The sequence below is a fragment of the Streptosporangium sp. NPDC002544 genome (genome assembly GCF_040295965.1).
GTDB lineage: Bacteria > Actinomycetota > Actinomycetes > Streptosporangiales > Streptosporangiaceae > Streptosporangium.
On sequence record NZ_JBEOWJ010000022.1, the window covers coordinates 96,566 to 112,608 of the forward strand.

A 16,043-nucleotide genomic window follows, 5' to 3' on the forward strand; every position below is an offset into this window, starting at 1 on the left:
GGGGTTTTCGGCAGGCGCAGGGCCAAGGATCAGTAGCCCGCCGGTGCCGGCCAGTGGCGCTCGACTCCGATCTTGTCCAGTTCCCCGGTGAACTCCTCCAGCAAGGTCTCCTTCTCCCTGACCTCCTGCGGTTCCACCTCCCGGCGCAGGCAGTACGCGGCCAGATGGCCCGCGACTTCACCCACATTCCATTCCACAGGATGCAGGCGAAAACACCCGTTTGAGATGTGCGTGGTGCCGACGTTCTTCCCCGCGGGCAGCAGGTTGCGCATTCTGACAGGCAGCAACGCGCCGAGCGGGATCTCGAAGGGCACGCTGGCGATGTCGATGTAGTTGTCCCCACCGGTCGACGGGTGCAGGTCGATGCGATACGCGCCGACTCCGACGGAGTCATGGTGCCGCAGCGTGCCGCGGTCGCCGAGGACGGCTCTGGAGACGTGGTGCTCGGTGACGGTGGTGACCGCGCGGATGCGCCTCGACTCCCTGACATAGGCGGACTTCGCCAGCCCGTCGGCGGTGCCGACCACGTCGTGGCGGAGCCGGAGCCCGGGGAAACCGGTGCCGCCGTCAGGGCGGGGTGCTTCGGTCTGGAGCCAGTACAGCAACGACAGCGACAGTTGCTTGGCCTCCCTGTGCGCCAGCGCCGCCGTGTCGGCATCCACCTCGATGATCGGGCGCAGCCAGTAGTCGTTCAGCGGCCAGTTGACCAAAGTGATGTCGGAAGCGGCGAAGCCGGGCTCGAACAGATCGCGGGCGAGGATCCTGCGGAACATCCACAGATCCTTGTCCCCTGATTGGGCGCTCTGGTCGGCCAGCACCCCGCGGGGGTCACCGGGTGGGTTGGGGTCAAACCAGCGGGCTTCGGGCTCCAGGGTGCGTGGGTCCGGTGCGCTGAAGCCGAGCAGCGGCCCGGGCCAGAAGTCGGGCCGGTAATCGCGCCAGAATCCGTAGTCCGAAGGCCGGTCGATGACGTGGTTCTCCCCGTCGTGGTGGGAGACGGCGAAGCAGTAGGTGATGCCCTGCATGTTCAGTGGCTGGTACTCGTCCGGCGCGTGCGGCTCGTCGTGCTCGCGGCGGGCCTCCGCACCCGTGACGTACTCCGTCTTCGCCAGCGGCAGCAACTCGCCGGTCTCCGTCGCGTCGAGGACATAGGCGGCGGCGATGGTGTGCGAGTCACCGGAGCGGAGGTCCAGCAGCGTGACGGCTCTGACGCGGTCACGGTCCACCTCGACATCGACGGGGCGGTGTTCGAGGAGGACGCGTAGGCGTCCGGCGGCCACATGGGGAGCCAGCATGGCCTGCAGGATCGCCAGGGAGACGCGTGGTTCGTGGCACAACTTGCTGACATATCCGGCGCCGGGGTTGAGCTCGCGCCAGCGCTGCGCGCCGCCGGTCATGGGGTACCAGCGCCGGTAGTAGTCGCGGATGGAGCCGCGCACGTCACGATAAGTGGCGGTGGCTCCATAGCTCTCGATCCATGGGTGCTCGTCAGGGGGTACGGCCTGCGCGGTGAGCTGGCCGCCGATCCAGTCCGTCTCCTCGGTGAGGACGACGTCGTGGCCCGCGCGGCAGGCGGCCAGGGCTGCGGCGACGCCGCCGAGCCCACCGCCGATGATGAGGATGTCGGTCATAGGTGGTGCCTTTCGAGAGGGCTAGCGGGGAGGTGCCGCGGTCTCGCCAGGCACCAGCTCGCAGGTCATGAGCTGGTGCCTGGGGACCGTACGGTCTCCCGCGATGAGTTTCGTGAGCAGCCGGACGGCCGCGGCCCCCATTTCGCGACGGGGTACGGCGAAGCCGGTGAGACCTGCCGCGCGGTCGCGGGGGTCGCCGAGCGTGGCCAGGGAGAGGTCGTCGGGGAAGCGGAGCCCCGCGCGCTCGGCAGCCGCCAGGAGGGCGCGGTGGGCGGCGTCGGTGTCGGTGGCCTCGGTGACCATCGCGGTGACACCCTGGTCGTGCCAGGCGCGCAGCAGATCGGGGGTCAGGTCGGTGCCATCGGTGCGCACCACCTCGGCTGCCAGCCCGCATTCGTCCATGCCGCTTCTGAAGCCCGCCTCCCTGTCGACGGAGGTGATCGCCTCGTCGGCTTCGCGCACGTACAGGATGCGCTCGTGGCCCAGCCCCGCCAGGTGCCGCACCACGGCGGCGCCGGCGGACACGTAGTCGGCGCCGATGTAGGGCAGGCGGTCGCCGAATTCGTCGTGCCGCCCTATGTAGACGACGGGCAGATCGGTGGCCAGCAAGCGGTCCATCTCCGGCACGGGCAGGTGCCTGCCCAGGAACAGGCAGCCGTCGGCCAGCCGTACCCGGTTGAGCACCTGGGCGTGCGGGCGCTCGCCCGTGACGCTGGAGGCGATGAACATCAGCAGGTCGTAGCCCTGCGCCGCCGACTCCTCCTCGATGCCCACCAGGAACGGGTGGTAGGCGTGGGACATCTCAGTGGGGAAGGTCGCGGTGAAGGTGTAGAGGCCGAGCAGGTTGTTCTGCCCGGCCGCCAGGCGGGTGGCGATCGGGTCGGGCACGTACCCGAGTTGCTCGGCGGCCTCCATGACCTTGCGCTGGGTCTCCTCGGCGATGCCCATGGCTGCGGCGCCGCCGCCGAGGATCAGGGACACGGTCGGCTGTGAGACGCCGGCCAGTCGAGCGATGTCCGCCTGACGAGGGCGACCGCTCGGCCTCATGGCATACCCCCCAAGAAGTAGTAGATCACGGAGCCTCGATCCCGCCGTCGGGCCTGCGCACCTGCGCGGCCCACCGCTCGTGCAGGTGCGTTTCCGGCTGGTATCGCTTGGCGGCGTTCTCATCGAGGTCGATGCCCCAGCCGGGCCGATCGGCGGGGGTGATGTAGCCGTTCACCGTCCGCAACGTTCCCGGGAACACCTCGTGCACGGTCTCCGGGTAGACATGCGCCTCCTGGATCCCGAACGCGGGGCTGGTGACGTCGAGCGTGACGTTGGCCGCCGCGCCCACCGGCGACACGTCCGGCGGCCCGTGCCAGGCCGTCCGCACCCCGGTCAGCTCGCACAGCGCGGCGAGCTTGCGCACGGGCGTCAGCCCGCCGACGGCTGAGACGTGCAGACGCAGGTAGTCGACGCCACCCGAGGTGATGAGACGCGCCGCGTCGGTCACCGAGGAGACCAGCTCGCCGGAGGCGATCGGCATCGGCGCCGCCGCCCGCACCTCGGGCAGCCTGTCGAAGTGCTCGGGTGCGAGCGGGTCCTCCAGGAAGAACAGCCGGTACGGCTCCAGCGACCGCGCGAGCGCTACGGCCTCCTTCGGCGTGAGCCGGTTGTGCGCGTCGTGCAGCAGGCCGAGTTCCTCACCGAGGACCTCGCGGGCGCGCTCGAACAGCTTCGGCGTGCTCCGCAGGTAGTGGCCGACGTCCCAGCCGTCGGGATGGGGGCTGTCCGGATACCCGCCGGGCGTGCCGACGCCGCCGTACGTGCCGAGTCCCGGCCCGCCCGCCTGCAGCCGCACGTAGCGGTAACCCTGCTCGGCGAGCGCGGCCGCCCGCTCGATCGACTCCTCGACCTCGCCACCGCGAGCCCCGGTGTAGACGGCGGCAGCCGCCCTGACCCGCCCGCCCAGCAGTTCGTACACCGGCACGCCGAAACGCTTGCCCGCGATGTCCCACAACGCCTGGTCGATGCCGGACAACGCGTTGTTGTGCACAGGCCCGCCTCGCCAGTACGAGGAGTAGTGCAGCATCCGGCCGATGTCCTCGATGTCGGCGGGATGCCGGCCGATGACCATGGGAGCGATGTGCCGCTCGATCGCGGCGACCACGGCGTGGAAGCGCTGGGTGAAGGTGGCGCAGCCCAGGCCGTACAGCCCGGGTTCCGAGGTGTCGATCCGCACGACGACGAGCGGGACCCCGCCTGGGGCGGTGACGATCGTGCGTACACCGGTGATGCGCAGCCCGTCCCTGGCCTGCCACGGCGCCTGCGTCTCCGGCATGATCATGATTGTCGCCCCTCTGGGAACGGATACCGAGCAGTGAATCCGAGCAGTCGCCTGGCCGGCTCGAGATCGATGGCCACGGTCCTGCCGGGCAACGCCGTACGGCGCGGCACGCCGGGGTGGTGCGCCGCGAGCAACTCCTCGGTGGGGGTCGCCACGAGCGTCTCGGGCGCGGCGATGAAGATGACCGGCGCGCCGTGCAGCGGGGCCGTCAGCCCGAGCAGACAGGCACGCGCGGCGTCGCGCAGGTCGAGGTAGCTCCACACCTCCGCGGCCCCGGCCGCGGGATCCCTGGCCAGCCGCTCCGCGCGCGCGGCGAGCCTGACCTGGTCACCGAGGAAGGGGAAGCGCAGCGCGGCGACGGTCATGCCGTGCCGCCGGTGCATCATCGCCGCCGTGGCCTCGTCCACCTGCTTGGACAGCGCGTACGGGTCCTCGACCTGCAACGGCACGTGCTGGTCCAGCGGCAGATACGGCGGGCTCGGGCGCGACCTGGCGAAGGGCAGGCCGGTGATCGACAGGCTGCTGGCGATCACGGCCCGCCGTACCCCCTGCTCTCCCGCCTCGTTCAGCACCACGAACGTCGCCATCGTGTTGGCCGAGAACACCACCTCGGGCGCCGCCACCTCGGGCGAGGCCAGCGCCGCCGTGTGCACGACGGCGTCGGCCCCTTCGAGGGCCGCGCGGACGGTGGCCGGGTCGCGGGCGTCGCCCACGACGACCCGCTCCGCCGTCGGCGCGCCGGGATCCTGCGCGACGAGCGCGGTCACGGCGATGTCCCGCGATGCGAGTTCTGTCAGTACGGCGGAGCCGAGACGGCCTGCCGCCCCGGTGACCAGGACCCTCATCCCTTCAGCCCCGTGAAGGCGATGCCCCGGATGATCTGCCGCTGGAACAGCAGGAATACCACGACAGGCGGGATGATCGCGATCAGCATCCCGGCGATGAGCAGGGCCTGGTCAGAGGTGTCCGCCAGCCGGGGCAGGGCCACCGCCAGCGGCTGGCTCTCGGTGTCGGTGATGGCGATCATGGGCCAGAGGAAGTCCTTCCACGCGTTCATGACAGCCAGCAGTGATACCACGGCCAGGATCGGACGCGACATGGGCAGCACCACCCGGGTGAAGATCCGCCACGGCCCGGCGCCGTCGAGGCGCGCCGCCTCGAACAGCTCCTTGGGGATGCCGTCGAAGAACTGCTTGACCAGCAGGACGTTGAAGGCGTGCGCCCCAGCGGGTAACCACACCGACAGCGGGGTGTTGGCGATGGACAGGTCCAGGACGGTCAGGTACAGCGAGACCATCGAGACCGTGCCAGGCAGGAACAGCGTCGCCAGGACCGCGCCGTAGACGTACTTGCCGTAGGAGGGCCGCAGGACCGACAGCGCGTAGGCGCCTGTCGTCGCGACGAACAGCTGCGTGAACCAGGAGCCGCCGACGAGTACGACGGTGTTCGTCAGGTAGTGGCCGACCTCCAGGGTCGTCCACGCCTCCGTCAGGTTCGACCATCGCACGTCCGCCGGCCACAGGGCCAGCGGATGGCGCAGTGACTCCTGGGTGGAGGAGATCGCGCCCTTGAAGATCCAGTAGATCGGCCCGGCACCCTCCAGGACCAGGGCCACGATGAGCAACACCTGGGTGGTGCCCAGTCCGAGGCGCATCCCGCGCCCACGTCTTTCGGTGTCGGAGATCACTCCCCTCACTTCGTCCCCCAAGTTCTGGTGAGCCGCAGGTACACGGCGGACAGCACCGCCAGCACCACGGCCAGGCTCACGCTCAATGCCGCTGCCGTGCCGTAGTCGCCGTTGACGAACGCGTACCTGTAGATCAGTAGCAGCACCGTGACCGTCGAGTCCTCCGGCCCGCCGTCGGTCAGCACGAACGGCTCGGTGAACACCTGGAAGGTGTTGATCACTTGGAGCAGCAGCATGATCAGCAGGATGGGCCGCAGTTGCGGCAGCGTCACGTGCCACAACCTGCGCCACACCGACGCCCCGTCCAGCTCGGCCGCCTCGTACAGCTCGGTGGGAACACTGGACAGCGCGGCCAGGTAGATGAGCACGACGCCGCCGGCGCCCGCCCAGGTCGCCTCCAGGACCAGGCTCGGCATCGCCATGCCCGTGGACTGCAACCAGGGGTACGGTCCCAGCCCGACCAACCCGAGCAGCTGATTGAACAGGCCGGAGTCCGGGTCGTAGAACCACTTCCACATCAGCACGGCCACCACCGGCGGCACCACCACCGGCAGGTAGACCAGCACCCGCATCAGCCCGGAGCCGCGCCGCAGCTCCGACATCAGCACCGCCAGGAAGATCGGCAGCGGAAAGCCGATCAGCAGGGCCAGGCCGGTGAACAGCAGCGTGTTGCGCACCGCCGTGCCCAGCAGGGGGTCGGCGAGCAGGGTGCGGAAGTTGTCCAGGCCCGCGAAGGTGGCCGCCTCGACCAGGTTGGTCTGCTGGAAGCCGAGCACCACACTGCGGATGATCGGCCACCACGAGAACAGGCCGAAGACCAGCACCGTCGGGATGAGGAACAATGCAGCCGCGGCGCCTTTACCCCGGGTCACTGTGCTTTCTCAAGCAGCGGCGCGACGCGCGCCGCCGCCTTCGTCAGTTCGTCGCGCGGGTCGGCGTCCTTGCGGGTCAGCACGGCCTGCACGGCGGTGTCGAGCGCGCCGTACAGGTCCTGGGCGGCGACAGGAGGCTCGACGACGTACTCCAGCTTGTCGGTTTCCTTCACGTAGGGCGCGAAGTTCGACACCGGGATGTTGGTGTGCTTGGCGATCGCGGCGTTCACCGGGCCTGACACCGACGTGCCGTAGAACGGCAGCGTGGGCAGGCCGACGGCCAGCTTGTCCGCGGCGTTGGCCACGGCCAGCTGCTCGGCGGCCGCCGGGTCGTAGTTGGGCTTGAGGTAGTAGAAGTCGATCCACTTCACCGCGGCGGCTCGCTGTGCGGCTGTGGCCTTGGCGTTGACGGCCGCCACCAGCCCGCCCAGCAGTGTCGCCTTGCCGCTGCCCTGCTGCGGCAGCGCCGCGATGCCGAAGTCGTCCGGCTTGCCGGAGTAGAGGGTGGTGTAGCGGTTGTAGCTGTTCACGGTGCCGATCATCATGCCGATCTTGCCGGCGGCGAAGTCGCGCTCCGCGTCCTGCTGGGTGCGCAGTTGGTTGGCGCCCATGGAGTCGTCCTGCCACCGCATCACGGACAGGTGCCGCAGCGCCTGCTCCGCCGGGCCGTCCAGGAGCGAGGAGACGTACTTGTCGCCCTGCTGCTTCTCCATCCGGCCGCCGAAGGAGTAGGTCATCGCGGTCAGGATCCAGCCGCCGGTGTTCTTGACCGTCATCTGCGTGTACCCGGCTGCTCCCGTCCCGGCGATCTTCTTGGCCGCCGCCCTGACCTCGTCCCACGTGGCCGGTGGCCGGTCCGGGTCGAGGCCCGCCTTCGTGAACAGGGCGCGGTTGTAGACCAGGCCCAGCGCGTACTCGGTGACGGGCAGGCCGTAAACCTTGCCGTCCGCACCGGTCGCGGGGGCCAGCGCGCGGGGGTCGAAGTCTCCCGCGTGCGGCAGGCTCTTGATCTCGGTGCTGAGGTCGGCGACCTGGCGCCGGGCGATGAGCGCCGGCGGCTCGGTGAGCGGCACGGTCAGCACCGTCTCCGCGTTTCCACCGGCCAGCCGGGTCGCGAACGTCCTGGCGTCCCACTGCGTGTCGGTCGGCTTGATCTTGATGGTGGGGTTGGCCTTCTCGAACGCGGCGACCGCGTCGAGAAACTGGGTGCGGGTCTTCGCGGCGGTCGTGGGAGGCATGCCCGCCACGATGATCGTGGTCTTACCCGAGTCCCCATCCGACGAGCCGGACGCGCAGCCCGCCGTCGCGGCGGCGAGCACGAGCGCCCCCGCCATCCACCTTCTGGAGGCTGGCACATCCATGGCTACTCCTCTGGGTTAATGCGGATTAGGTGGCATCTAATCCGCATTAGGAAAAGGTGTCAAGGTGTTACCGGCGGATTACCTGATGCGCACAGATCGCCCTTGACGCTCCCGTTCCGGCCGGAGTACACATCTCCCTAATCCGCATTAGGTCGACAGGGAAGAGATCTTCATGTCTGACATCCCCCGACGCCGCTTCCTCGGCGGAGCCGTAGCGGTCGGACTCGCAGGGGCATTGGTTCCCGCGGCACAGGCCCAGGCCGAAACCCCTTCGATCTCCGCCGACGGCATCACGCTGACCGCCGGCACCGACGGCGGCATCACCGTCCGCGACGGCGGCGGCGTCGAACGGGTCAGGCTCACCGGGTTCATGGCCAAGGACTCCGTCACCGGCATCCAGCGCACCACCGGCGGAACGCCGTCGCTCGTCACGCTCCAGGACGGCACGCAGGCCATCCAGGTCGACTACACGCTCCCCAGCACGGCCGGGGGAATCACCATCCGCGGCGTCTTCCGCGTCGCGCCGCACCGTGTGAAGCTTCGCTGGGAGGTCGGCGGCTCGACCACGCTGATCCCGGCCGGCTTCATGCTCGGCCGCGCCGTCGTCTCGCCCTCGGCGCCCGAGTCCTTCGCCGCGCTGACGACGTGGAACCGCGACGCCGGCGGAGGAGTGCCGTACGAAAGCAATGCCGGGGTCGTCTACCAGGAGACCTGGGCCGACACCCGCGCCTACTTCCGGCTGGCCACCACCACCCCCGCCTGGACCAACGCCACCTGGATCCACGCCCCGGGCACGGGAACCGCGAGCGCGGCCGCGACGGAGGCCGACCTGGTGCTCGGCTCGATGCGACCCGCCGCGGGCGGCACCATGGGCGCGGGCCTTCCACTCGGCGTGGAGGTCTGGACCGACCAGCCCTTCTCCCTCTGGGACGCCGGCGGCCAGCCCATGGCCCTGCACGCCGAGGTCGCCAACGGGGGAAGCGCCGCCCGCAGCGTGAAGCTTTCGTGGTGGGCCCGCGACTTCGACGGCAGGACGCTGGCCGGCGGCAGCGTGACCGGCACGGTCGCGGCAGGAGCCGCGTGGAGACAGACCTTCACCGTCACCTCGCCACCCCGCGGAATCGTGTTCACCGAGGTGAGCGCCACCGCGGGCACCGACAGCGCGTTCGCCCGCACCAACCTCACCGTCCTGCCACCGCACACCTACCAGGCGGGCGCCGACAGCATGTTCGGCATCGCCAACTACCCCTGGCTGCTCCAGCCCGACGCCGCCGCTGTTGTGGGACTGATGAAACGCCTGGGCATCCAGCGCGTCCGCATCTCCTACGACGGCGGACCGGGCCTCCCGCCCGCCGCCCTCGACGCGGCGGGGATCAGTCACAACATCGAGCTCGCCGGGATCCCCCTGGGCGGAACGGCCGCCGAGGTCGCCGCCTGGGCCGACACGAACACGCAGAAGGCGATCGGCTCGGGTGCCGACTACTTCGAGGTCGCCAACGAGGTGAACAAGCCATGGATGAGCGGCGAGACCGCCGCCGCCTACGTGCGGGACGGATTACGCCCGGTACGCGACCGGCTGACCGCCGCGGGAGCGCCCACCAAGGTGCTCAACGCAGGCCTGGCCGGCATGGATCACGTCTGGACCAAGAATTTCCACGACGCCGGCGGCTGGGACCTCATCGACGGGTTCGCCTTCCACCCGGGCAGGGGCAACTTCACGCCGGACTACGCGCCGCCTCCTGAGGAGTGGACGCAGGGCGCCAACGGCTCTTACTGGAACTTCCTCGGTGGCTTGCGCAAGGCCCGCGAGACGATCGCGGAGTACGGGCACAAGGAGTTGTGGCTGACCGAGGCCTACGCCTGTACGAAGCCGAACAGCTGGTGGCACGACACCTACCGGCAGGCTGCAGAGAACGTCCTGCTCACCCTGGCACTGGCCAAGGCCGAGGGGGTGCGCTGCGTGAACTGGTACCAGCTGCACGACAGCGTCCTTGGCAAGCCGCAGATGGCCGACCCGACCAACCCCGAGTACCACTACGGGCTCATGAACCGCGACACCAGCGCCAAGCCGTCCATGCTCGCCTACGCCACGGCTGCGCAGGTGCTGGACCGGGCGACGTTCGTGCGCTGGTTGAAGCCGGCCGACCCCGATCTGAAAGGACTGCTGTTCAGCACGGAGGAAGGACCCGTCTCGATCCTGTGGAGCAGGAAGGACGGGTACCTGCTCAACACCGACCACGCGCCGGGCTCCATGTGGTTCGCCGCGCCGGAACCATGGGTGGACGGCTGGCCGACCAAGACGGAGCTGAAGGTGGCCGCCGCTGGAAGCTCGGTGAGGGAGCTCGACTGCCTCGGCAGGGAACGGCGGCTCACCGCCCGCGGCGGCAAGGTCAAAATCCGGCTGGACGGCGCCCCGCGCATCTACTACGGCCTGACAGCGGCCCCTGACCAGCTACCCTGAGGCCACTCCACCCAGCGGCGGAACGATGGTTGTCTTCCCGGCCGAACCTCTGGGCCATGGCCGGTTCAGGGCCTGGGCGACCGCAGTTCGGGCGACCGGCAGGCGCAGGGCTGTGATGATCCAGGCGCGTGAGTCGAAGTACACCCCGGTGCCGGTGTCGTGGGCGGCGAGGGTGGCGCGTAGCCGCGTGCGTCGTTCGAGGCCCGCTACGCCGAGGCCGTCACGCTGGTCGGCGAGGAGCAGGCCAGGGTGTGGCGGCTGTATCTGGTCGGCGGTGAGCTCGCGTTCGAACAGGGCCTCCTCGGGCTGGCCTGGGGGGTGGCCATACAACGGTCGCAGGACGGGATCACCGAGCTCGTGATCCCGTGGGCACGTCGGCACGGTCATGGCGGCTGCCGTGGTGGTCGGCTTCCTGGCCGCGCTCCTGCCCGCCAGGCGGGCGGCACGGCTCGGCCTCCTCACGGCCATCGCGGCGGCCTGATCGTTTACCTGCTCCGCTTGGCGGTGGTGACCAGGCCTGATTCGTAGGCGACGATGACGAGCTGGGCGCGGTCGTGCACGTCCAGCTTCGACAGCAGCCTGCGCACGTGGGTTTTAACCGTGGAGATGCTGAGCCCCAAGTGCGCGGCGATCTGGGGGTTGGTCAGGCCACGGGCGATGAGCGTCAGCACCTCGCGCTCGCGCCCGGTCACCGCTGCCAGCTCGCGCGCGATCAGGGGCTCGGCCGCCTCCTTGCGGGCGAACTCGGCGATGAGCCGGCGCGTGACCGTCGGCGCGAGCAGCGCCTCGCCGGAAGCGACCACCCGAATCGCGGCCAGCAGGTCGGCTGGCGGGATGTCTTTGAGCAGGAATCCGCTGGCCCCGGCGCGGAGCGCCTCGTAGACGTACTCGTCGAGGTCGAAGGTGGTCAGGATGATGACGTGGACCTGCGACAGGGCCGGGTCGGCGCGGATGTTGCGGGTCGCGGCCAGTCCGTCCATGTCGGGCATGCGGACGTCCATGAGCACGACGTCGGGCCTGGTGCGCGCGGCCAGTTCGACGACCTGGTCGCCGGTGCCCGCCTCGCCGACGGCGACCATGTCGTCGGCGGTGCCGACCAGCCTAGTGAGGGTGGCGCGCAGCAACGGCTGGTCGTCGGCGACGGCGACCCTGATCACGGGGTGTCCTTCAGCGCGTAGGGGAGGCGGGCAAGGACGCGGAAGCCGCCGCTCGGGTCCGGGCCGGCGGTGAGCTGCCCGCCGTACATGAGGCAGCGTTCGTGCATGCCGAGCAGCCCGTGGCCGCCCCCATCGCGCGGCGTGCCCCGGCCTTCGTCGGCTACCTCGACCTCCACCACCCCTGCCTTCGGTACGGTGACCCGCACCCGACAGCCGGTTCCCGCGTGCTTCACCACGTTGGTCAGCGCCTCCTGGACGATCCGGTAGACAGCCAGGCCGACCCCCTCGGGCAGACCTTCGGCCTCGACGCGCAGGTCCACCTCGACCCCCGCGTGCGCGGCCAGCGCGTGCAGGTCCTGCAGCCGGGGCGCGGGCGCCGTGCCCTGGGGGCTGGTCTGCGAGCGCAGCATGCCGAGCATCGCGCGCATCTCCAGCATCGCCTCCCTGCCGGTGGTCTCGATGAGCCGCAGCGCCTCGCGCGCCTCCTGGGGACGGGTCTCGGCGACGAGCCCGGCAACCCCCGCCTTCATCGTGATCAGGCTCATGCTGTGCGCGACGACGTCGTGCAGGTCTCTGGCGATCCGCAGCCGCTCCTCGACCACGGCCCGCTCCGCCGTACGCGCGGCAAGAAGATTCTTCTCGCGTACGGCCAGGCCTGCCGTCCAGGACAGGCCCATGAGGGCCAGGCCGAACCCAGCGCTGCCGAGCGCCTGCGTCCAGGACGGCCAGGCGGCGGCGAGCAGGGCGGCCGCCACGCAGACGAGGGACACGGCCAGTCCGGTGACGGCCCGCCTGCGCGGCTTCTGCGCGCCGACCGAGTAGAGCACGACGGCGACCGGCAGGTAGGCGGAGTCCACGCCCATAAGCAGCGCGGCGACGGCTGCGGCCAGCGACACCGCCAGCGAGGGCAGCGGCCACCCGCGCCGGGTCGCGACCGGCAGTGCGGCCAGGGCGGACAGCGCGGTCGCCGGTGGCAGGCCGGTCCTCAGCTGGGCCGCGGCGGCGAAGGCGGCGGCCAGCAGCAGCGCGGCCGCCACGTCCAGGGCCACCCAGTGGCCGTGGCGCAGTCTGTGCACCACCAGGGTCTCGTTCACCAGCCGACAGTATCCGCGCAGGTCACCGGCCGGGAAGTAACATCGTCCGCGAGGAGGAGCAGCGGTTTTCGCGTAGCGTCCTGGGTTGAGGCGAGATTCGTTCCGCGGCGCGATGCCGTACGCCTGCCCGGACGGCAGCGTGGAGAGCATGAAACGAACAACTCTCGTGATCGGCGTCGTCGCGCTCCTGGCGGTGGCCGCCGCCCCGGCAGTCGCGGCCACCGCCCCGGTGCGGTTCGAGCCGCCGTCCCCCACCGGCCCGCACAAGATCGGCACGGTTGCGCTGCACCTGGTCGACAAGTCCAGGACCGACCCGTGGGTGGCAGGGAACAAGCGCGAACTGATGATCAGCATCTGGTATCCGGCGCGCAAGACGGCGGGATACCCGGTCGCGCCGTGGATGCCGAAGGCGGCTGCCGACCGCTATCTGCGCGCGCTCGGCGTGCCGCCGGGCAAGCTGGTGCTGGGCGCGACGGACGGTCATCTGGGCGCCCCTGCCGACCGGCGGCTCGGGAAGCTGCCGGTGGTGCTGTATTCGCCGGGCGCCAACGCCTCGCGCTCCTACGGGACCGGGGTGGTCGAGGAGCTGGCCAGCCGCGGCTACGTGGTGGTGACTATGGACCACACCTACGACGCGGCCGTCGTGGAGTTCCCCGGCGGCCGGGTCGCCACCAACCCCACGGGTGAGATCACCGACTTCGTCAAGGCGGCCAAGGTGCGCGCCGACGACACCAGGTTCGTGCTCGACCAACTGGCCGCGCACAAGCTCCCGGCGGGGTTGTCGGGGGTGCTGGACATGAAGCGGATCGGGATGTTCGGCCACTCCCTCGGCGGCGCCTCCACCTCCTCGGCCATGTACGCAGACAAGCGCATCAAGGCCGGGCTCGGGCTCGACGGCGCGGTGCTCGGTCCGGTCGCGGAGGCCGGGCTGGACCGGCCATACCTGGTGGTCGACACCCCGGGCAAGGGCGGGCTGGCCACCAACCCCGTCCTTCAGACGTTCTGGAAGAACCTGCGCGGCTGGCGGCTCAACCTCACCGTCAAGGGGGCGGCGCACAACTCCTTCGGCGACGACGCCCGGCTCATCAGGAAGGTCGCGCCTCTGATCGGGCTGCCAAAGGAGGAGCTGGCAGGATCCGTCGGGACGATCACGGAGAAGCGGGCGCTGGCCTTCCAACGGGCCTACCCGCTGGCCTTCTTCGACCGGTTCCTGCGCGGGCGGAAGTCCCCGCTGCTGGACAGGCCGACGCCGCGCTTTCCCGAGGTGACCTACACCAGATAGGTCACTCACAACCCGGAACGGGCCGCCCGAGTGACGCGGCCAGGGCGCTGGCGATGAGCTTCTTCCATGTCCATGTCTTGTCCGGGTGGGTGACGACGGGTCGTACCAGGCCGGGTCCTCGACGTAGTCGAAGACCCCGCTCGCACCGCGAAAACCCACCCCAGGGCCGCTGACCTGATGGCAGCGGACTCCTCAGCGACGGGTGGGCGAGTGGGGGCGAAACTGCTCCTTGACAGCTGCTTTTGTACCGAGCTCCTCGACCTTCGTACCCTTCTGGGCTGACGGCAGGTTCGGTCGCGCGGCCGAGGCGGGCGGCCCGGCCGGAGGCGAGCCTGGAGACATGAAGCGAACCACCTTCCTCCTCGCCTGCCTCTTGGTGCTGGTCACCGCGTGCTCGGAGCGGCAGCCGGTCACGTTCGAGCCGCCCAAGCCGTCCGGACCCCACCCGGTGGGCACGACCGCGACGCGCCTGGAGGACACGGAGCGCGGGCGGGAGCTGATGATCAGCCTGTGGTACCCGGCCAAGACGACGGCCGGCCTTCCTGTGGCACCGTGGATGCCCAAGGCAGCAGCCGAGCACTATATGCGCGACCAGGGCATCACCGGGCTGCGCCTGGACCGCACCAGCGGATATGAGGGCGCGCCGATGGACACCGGGCTGGGCAAGCTGCCCGTGATCCTGTACTCGCCCGGCCTCGACGCCTCCCGCTCCTACGGGACCGGAGTCGCGCAGGAGCTGGCCAGCCGCGGCTTCGTCGTGGTCACGATCGACCATCCGTACGACGCGGCCGTCGTGGAGTTCCCCGGCGGCCGGGTGGTCGCCGGAAAGCAGCCCACCGACCTCGACCAGGCCGTCGTCGTCCGGGTGGCCGACGTGCGCTTCGTCCTCGACCAGCTCCCTTCGCTCGACAAGGCGGGCTCGTTCGACCTGGAGCGCATCGGGATGTTCGGCCACTCGCTCGGCGCCTGGACCACGGCGTCCGCCATGTTCGCCGACACGCGGATCAAGGCCGGGTTCGGGCTGGACGGCGCCAAACTCGGCAAGAGTGACGAGGGCCGGGGGGCTCTGGACCGCCCATTCGTCGTGGTGGACACTACGGGCAAGGGCGGCATGGACAAGAACCCCCTGGTCCGGCAGTTCTGGGACAAGCTGACCGGGTGGCGGCTGCACCTCACGATCAAGGGCGCTGGGCATAACTCCATGGGCGACGACGTGGTGCTGATCCGGCTGGCTGCCGCGCAGCTGGGGTTGGGGAAGGCGGAGCTGGAGGAGCTGGTGGGGACCATCCCGGTGGAACAGGCGCTCGCCTTCCAGAGGGAGTACCCGGCGGCCTTCTTCGACGAGCACCTCCGCAGCCACCCCTCCGCCCTGCTCAAGGCCCCTTCGGCGCAGTTCCCCGAGATCGGCTACCAGCGTTGATGCGAATTGCACGCCGCGTCATGGTCCGCCTCGGCGATGGCCCCTGTCGTTTGCAAGGGGGGCCCTCGTGTCCGAAACCACGCTGGGTACGCGCTCACCCAGCTCGTCTTCCTGCCCAGGGTCGGGTTGGGCTGGGGACGAGAGCGTCTATACCAGTGAGGTCGCCCGCGGCGTCGCTGGCTGTGACCTTTCGCTGCGATAAGTGGCAGGGGTCCTTCGGTGCTATCTGGCCGGCCACCGCGGGCCGGTCGGCGGGTACGGCGGTGCCGGGCTTGCTCCAGCGGGTGACCGAGTCGATGCTGACCTCACCGATTTCGGCTGCGCGCCTCACCGAGATGCCGGCGGCGATGACGGCCCGGCGCTCGTTTTCGTGGGCGTTGTTGCGGGCCCATGCGGCGGCCTGCAGCTCGCGCGCGGCGCGAGCCTAGCCGCGCAGTTCGGTCAGAGGGTTGCGCACGCCTGGCTTAACGGCAGTCTTGTTGTGGAAGGTGGATCGCGCACGTACGGCGGACGACCGCCGTACGGCGACGCGTTCGGCGGTCGACACTCGCGCAGCTCAGCGACTTCAACATCTGCCCTTTCTGCCCGCTCAGCGAGGCGATCGCTGAAGAGCGCGAGCTCAGCCGGAGGCAGGAAGGTAGGTCGCGGCGTGTTGAGGATTCGCTTGGCCCGCGTTGAGGTCAGCAGGGGTTCCCGTCGGGCCATACCGCTCGCGTGACCTTTGGTCCCTGGCCTCCGCCACGGTCCGG

13 protein-coding genes are annotated in these 16,043 nt (G+C 70.1%); 3 read left to right on the forward strand and 10 right to left on the reverse strand.

The features are described from left to right. Positions 1–29: 29 nt before the first annotated feature. The 7 genes from ABT061_RS29780 to ABT061_RS29810 are packed head-to-tail and all read right to left on the reverse strand — an operon-like array spanning position 30 to position 7,880. Entirely contained in the window at positions 30–1,631 is a 1,602-nt protein-coding gene (locus ABT061_RS29780) for an FAD-dependent oxidoreductase (protein ID WP_350924136.1), read from the reverse strand. Between the two features lie 21 nt (positions 1,632–1,652). Next, positions 1,653–2,678 (reverse strand): LacI family DNA-binding transcriptional regulator, encoded by a 1,026-nt coding sequence (locus ABT061_RS29785; protein ID WP_350924138.1) that lies wholly within the window; start codon positions 2,676–2,678, stop codon positions 1,653–1,655. 25 nt (positions 2,679–2,703) lie between these two features. Beyond that, positions 2,704–3,954 carry an enolase C-terminal domain-like protein gene (locus ABT061_RS29790; protein ID WP_350924140.1) on the reverse strand — a complete coding sequence of 417 codons (1,251 nt, stop codon included), beginning with the start codon at positions 3,952–3,954 and terminating at the stop codon, positions 2,704–2,706. Between the two features lie 2 nt (positions 3,955–3,956). Then, complete coding sequence (locus ABT061_RS29795; protein WP_350924142.1) at positions 3,957–4,805, reverse strand: NAD-dependent epimerase/dehydratase family protein; 849 nt, start codon at positions 4,803–4,805, stop codon at positions 3,957–3,959. Beyond that, a complete protein-coding gene (locus tag ABT061_RS29800; RefSeq protein ID WP_350924144.1) occupies positions 4,802–5,614 on the reverse strand; it encodes a carbohydrate ABC transporter permease in 813 nt (270 codons plus the stop codon). The genes ABT061_RS29795 and ABT061_RS29800 overlap by 4 nt, the downstream gene beginning before the upstream one ends. Positions 5,615–5,652: 38 nt before the next feature. Further along, complete coding sequence (locus ABT061_RS29805) at positions 5,653–6,519, reverse strand: carbohydrate ABC transporter permease (RefSeq protein ID WP_350924146.1); 867 nt, start codon at positions 6,517–6,519, stop codon at positions 5,653–5,655. Further along, entirely contained in the window at positions 6,516–7,880 is a 1,365-nt protein-coding gene (locus tag ABT061_RS29810) for an ABC transporter substrate-binding protein (RefSeq protein WP_350924148.1), read from the reverse strand. The genes ABT061_RS29805 and ABT061_RS29810 overlap by 4 nt, the downstream gene beginning before the upstream one ends. A gap of 172 nt (positions 7,881–8,052) precedes the next feature. On the opposite strand from ABT061_RS29810, the gene ABT061_RS29815 reads away from it, so the two are divergent. Beyond that, entirely contained in the window at positions 8,053–10,341 is a 2,289-nt protein-coding gene (locus ABT061_RS29815; protein ID WP_350924150.1) for a glycoside hydrolase, read from the forward strand. Here ABT061_RS29815 and ABT061_RS29820 read toward each other — a convergent pair. From ABT061_RS29820 to ABT061_RS29830, 3 genes are all read right to left on the reverse strand, one after another. Continuing rightward, a complete protein-coding gene (locus ABT061_RS29820; protein ID WP_350924152.1) occupies positions 10,333–10,728 on the reverse strand; it encodes a hypothetical protein in 396 nt (131 codons plus the stop codon). The two genes, ABT061_RS29815 and ABT061_RS29820, sit on opposite strands and share 9 nt — an antisense overlap. A gap of 98 nt (positions 10,729–10,826) precedes the next feature. Then, complete coding sequence (locus tag ABT061_RS29825) at positions 10,827–11,498, reverse strand: response regulator (RefSeq protein WP_350924154.1); 672 nt, start codon at positions 11,496–11,498, stop codon at positions 10,827–10,829. Continuing rightward, positions 11,495–12,592 carry a sensor histidine kinase gene (locus ABT061_RS29830; RefSeq protein ID WP_350924156.1) on the reverse strand — a complete coding sequence of 366 codons (1,098 nt, stop codon included), beginning with the start codon at positions 12,590–12,592 and terminating at the stop codon, positions 11,495–11,497. The genes ABT061_RS29825 and ABT061_RS29830 overlap by 4 nt, the downstream gene beginning before the upstream one ends. Positions 12,593–12,740: 148 nt before the next feature. Between ABT061_RS29830 and ABT061_RS29835 the strand changes: the two genes are divergently transcribed. Both ABT061_RS29835 and ABT061_RS29840 read left to right on the forward strand, forming a co-directional pair. Then, positions 12,741–13,874: an alpha/beta hydrolase family protein gene (locus ABT061_RS29835; protein ID WP_350924158.1), complete on the forward strand. Its 1,134-nt coding sequence runs from the start codon at positions 12,741–12,743 to the stop codon at positions 13,872–13,874. 340 nt (positions 13,875–14,214) lie between these two features. Further along, the gene (locus ABT061_RS29840) at positions 14,215–15,294 is read left to right on the forward strand and encodes an alpha/beta hydrolase family protein (RefSeq protein ID WP_350924160.1); all 1,080 of its coding nucleotides are present in this window, start codon (positions 14,215–14,217) and stop codon (positions 15,292–15,294) included. Positions 15,295–16,043: the final 749 nt, after the last annotated feature.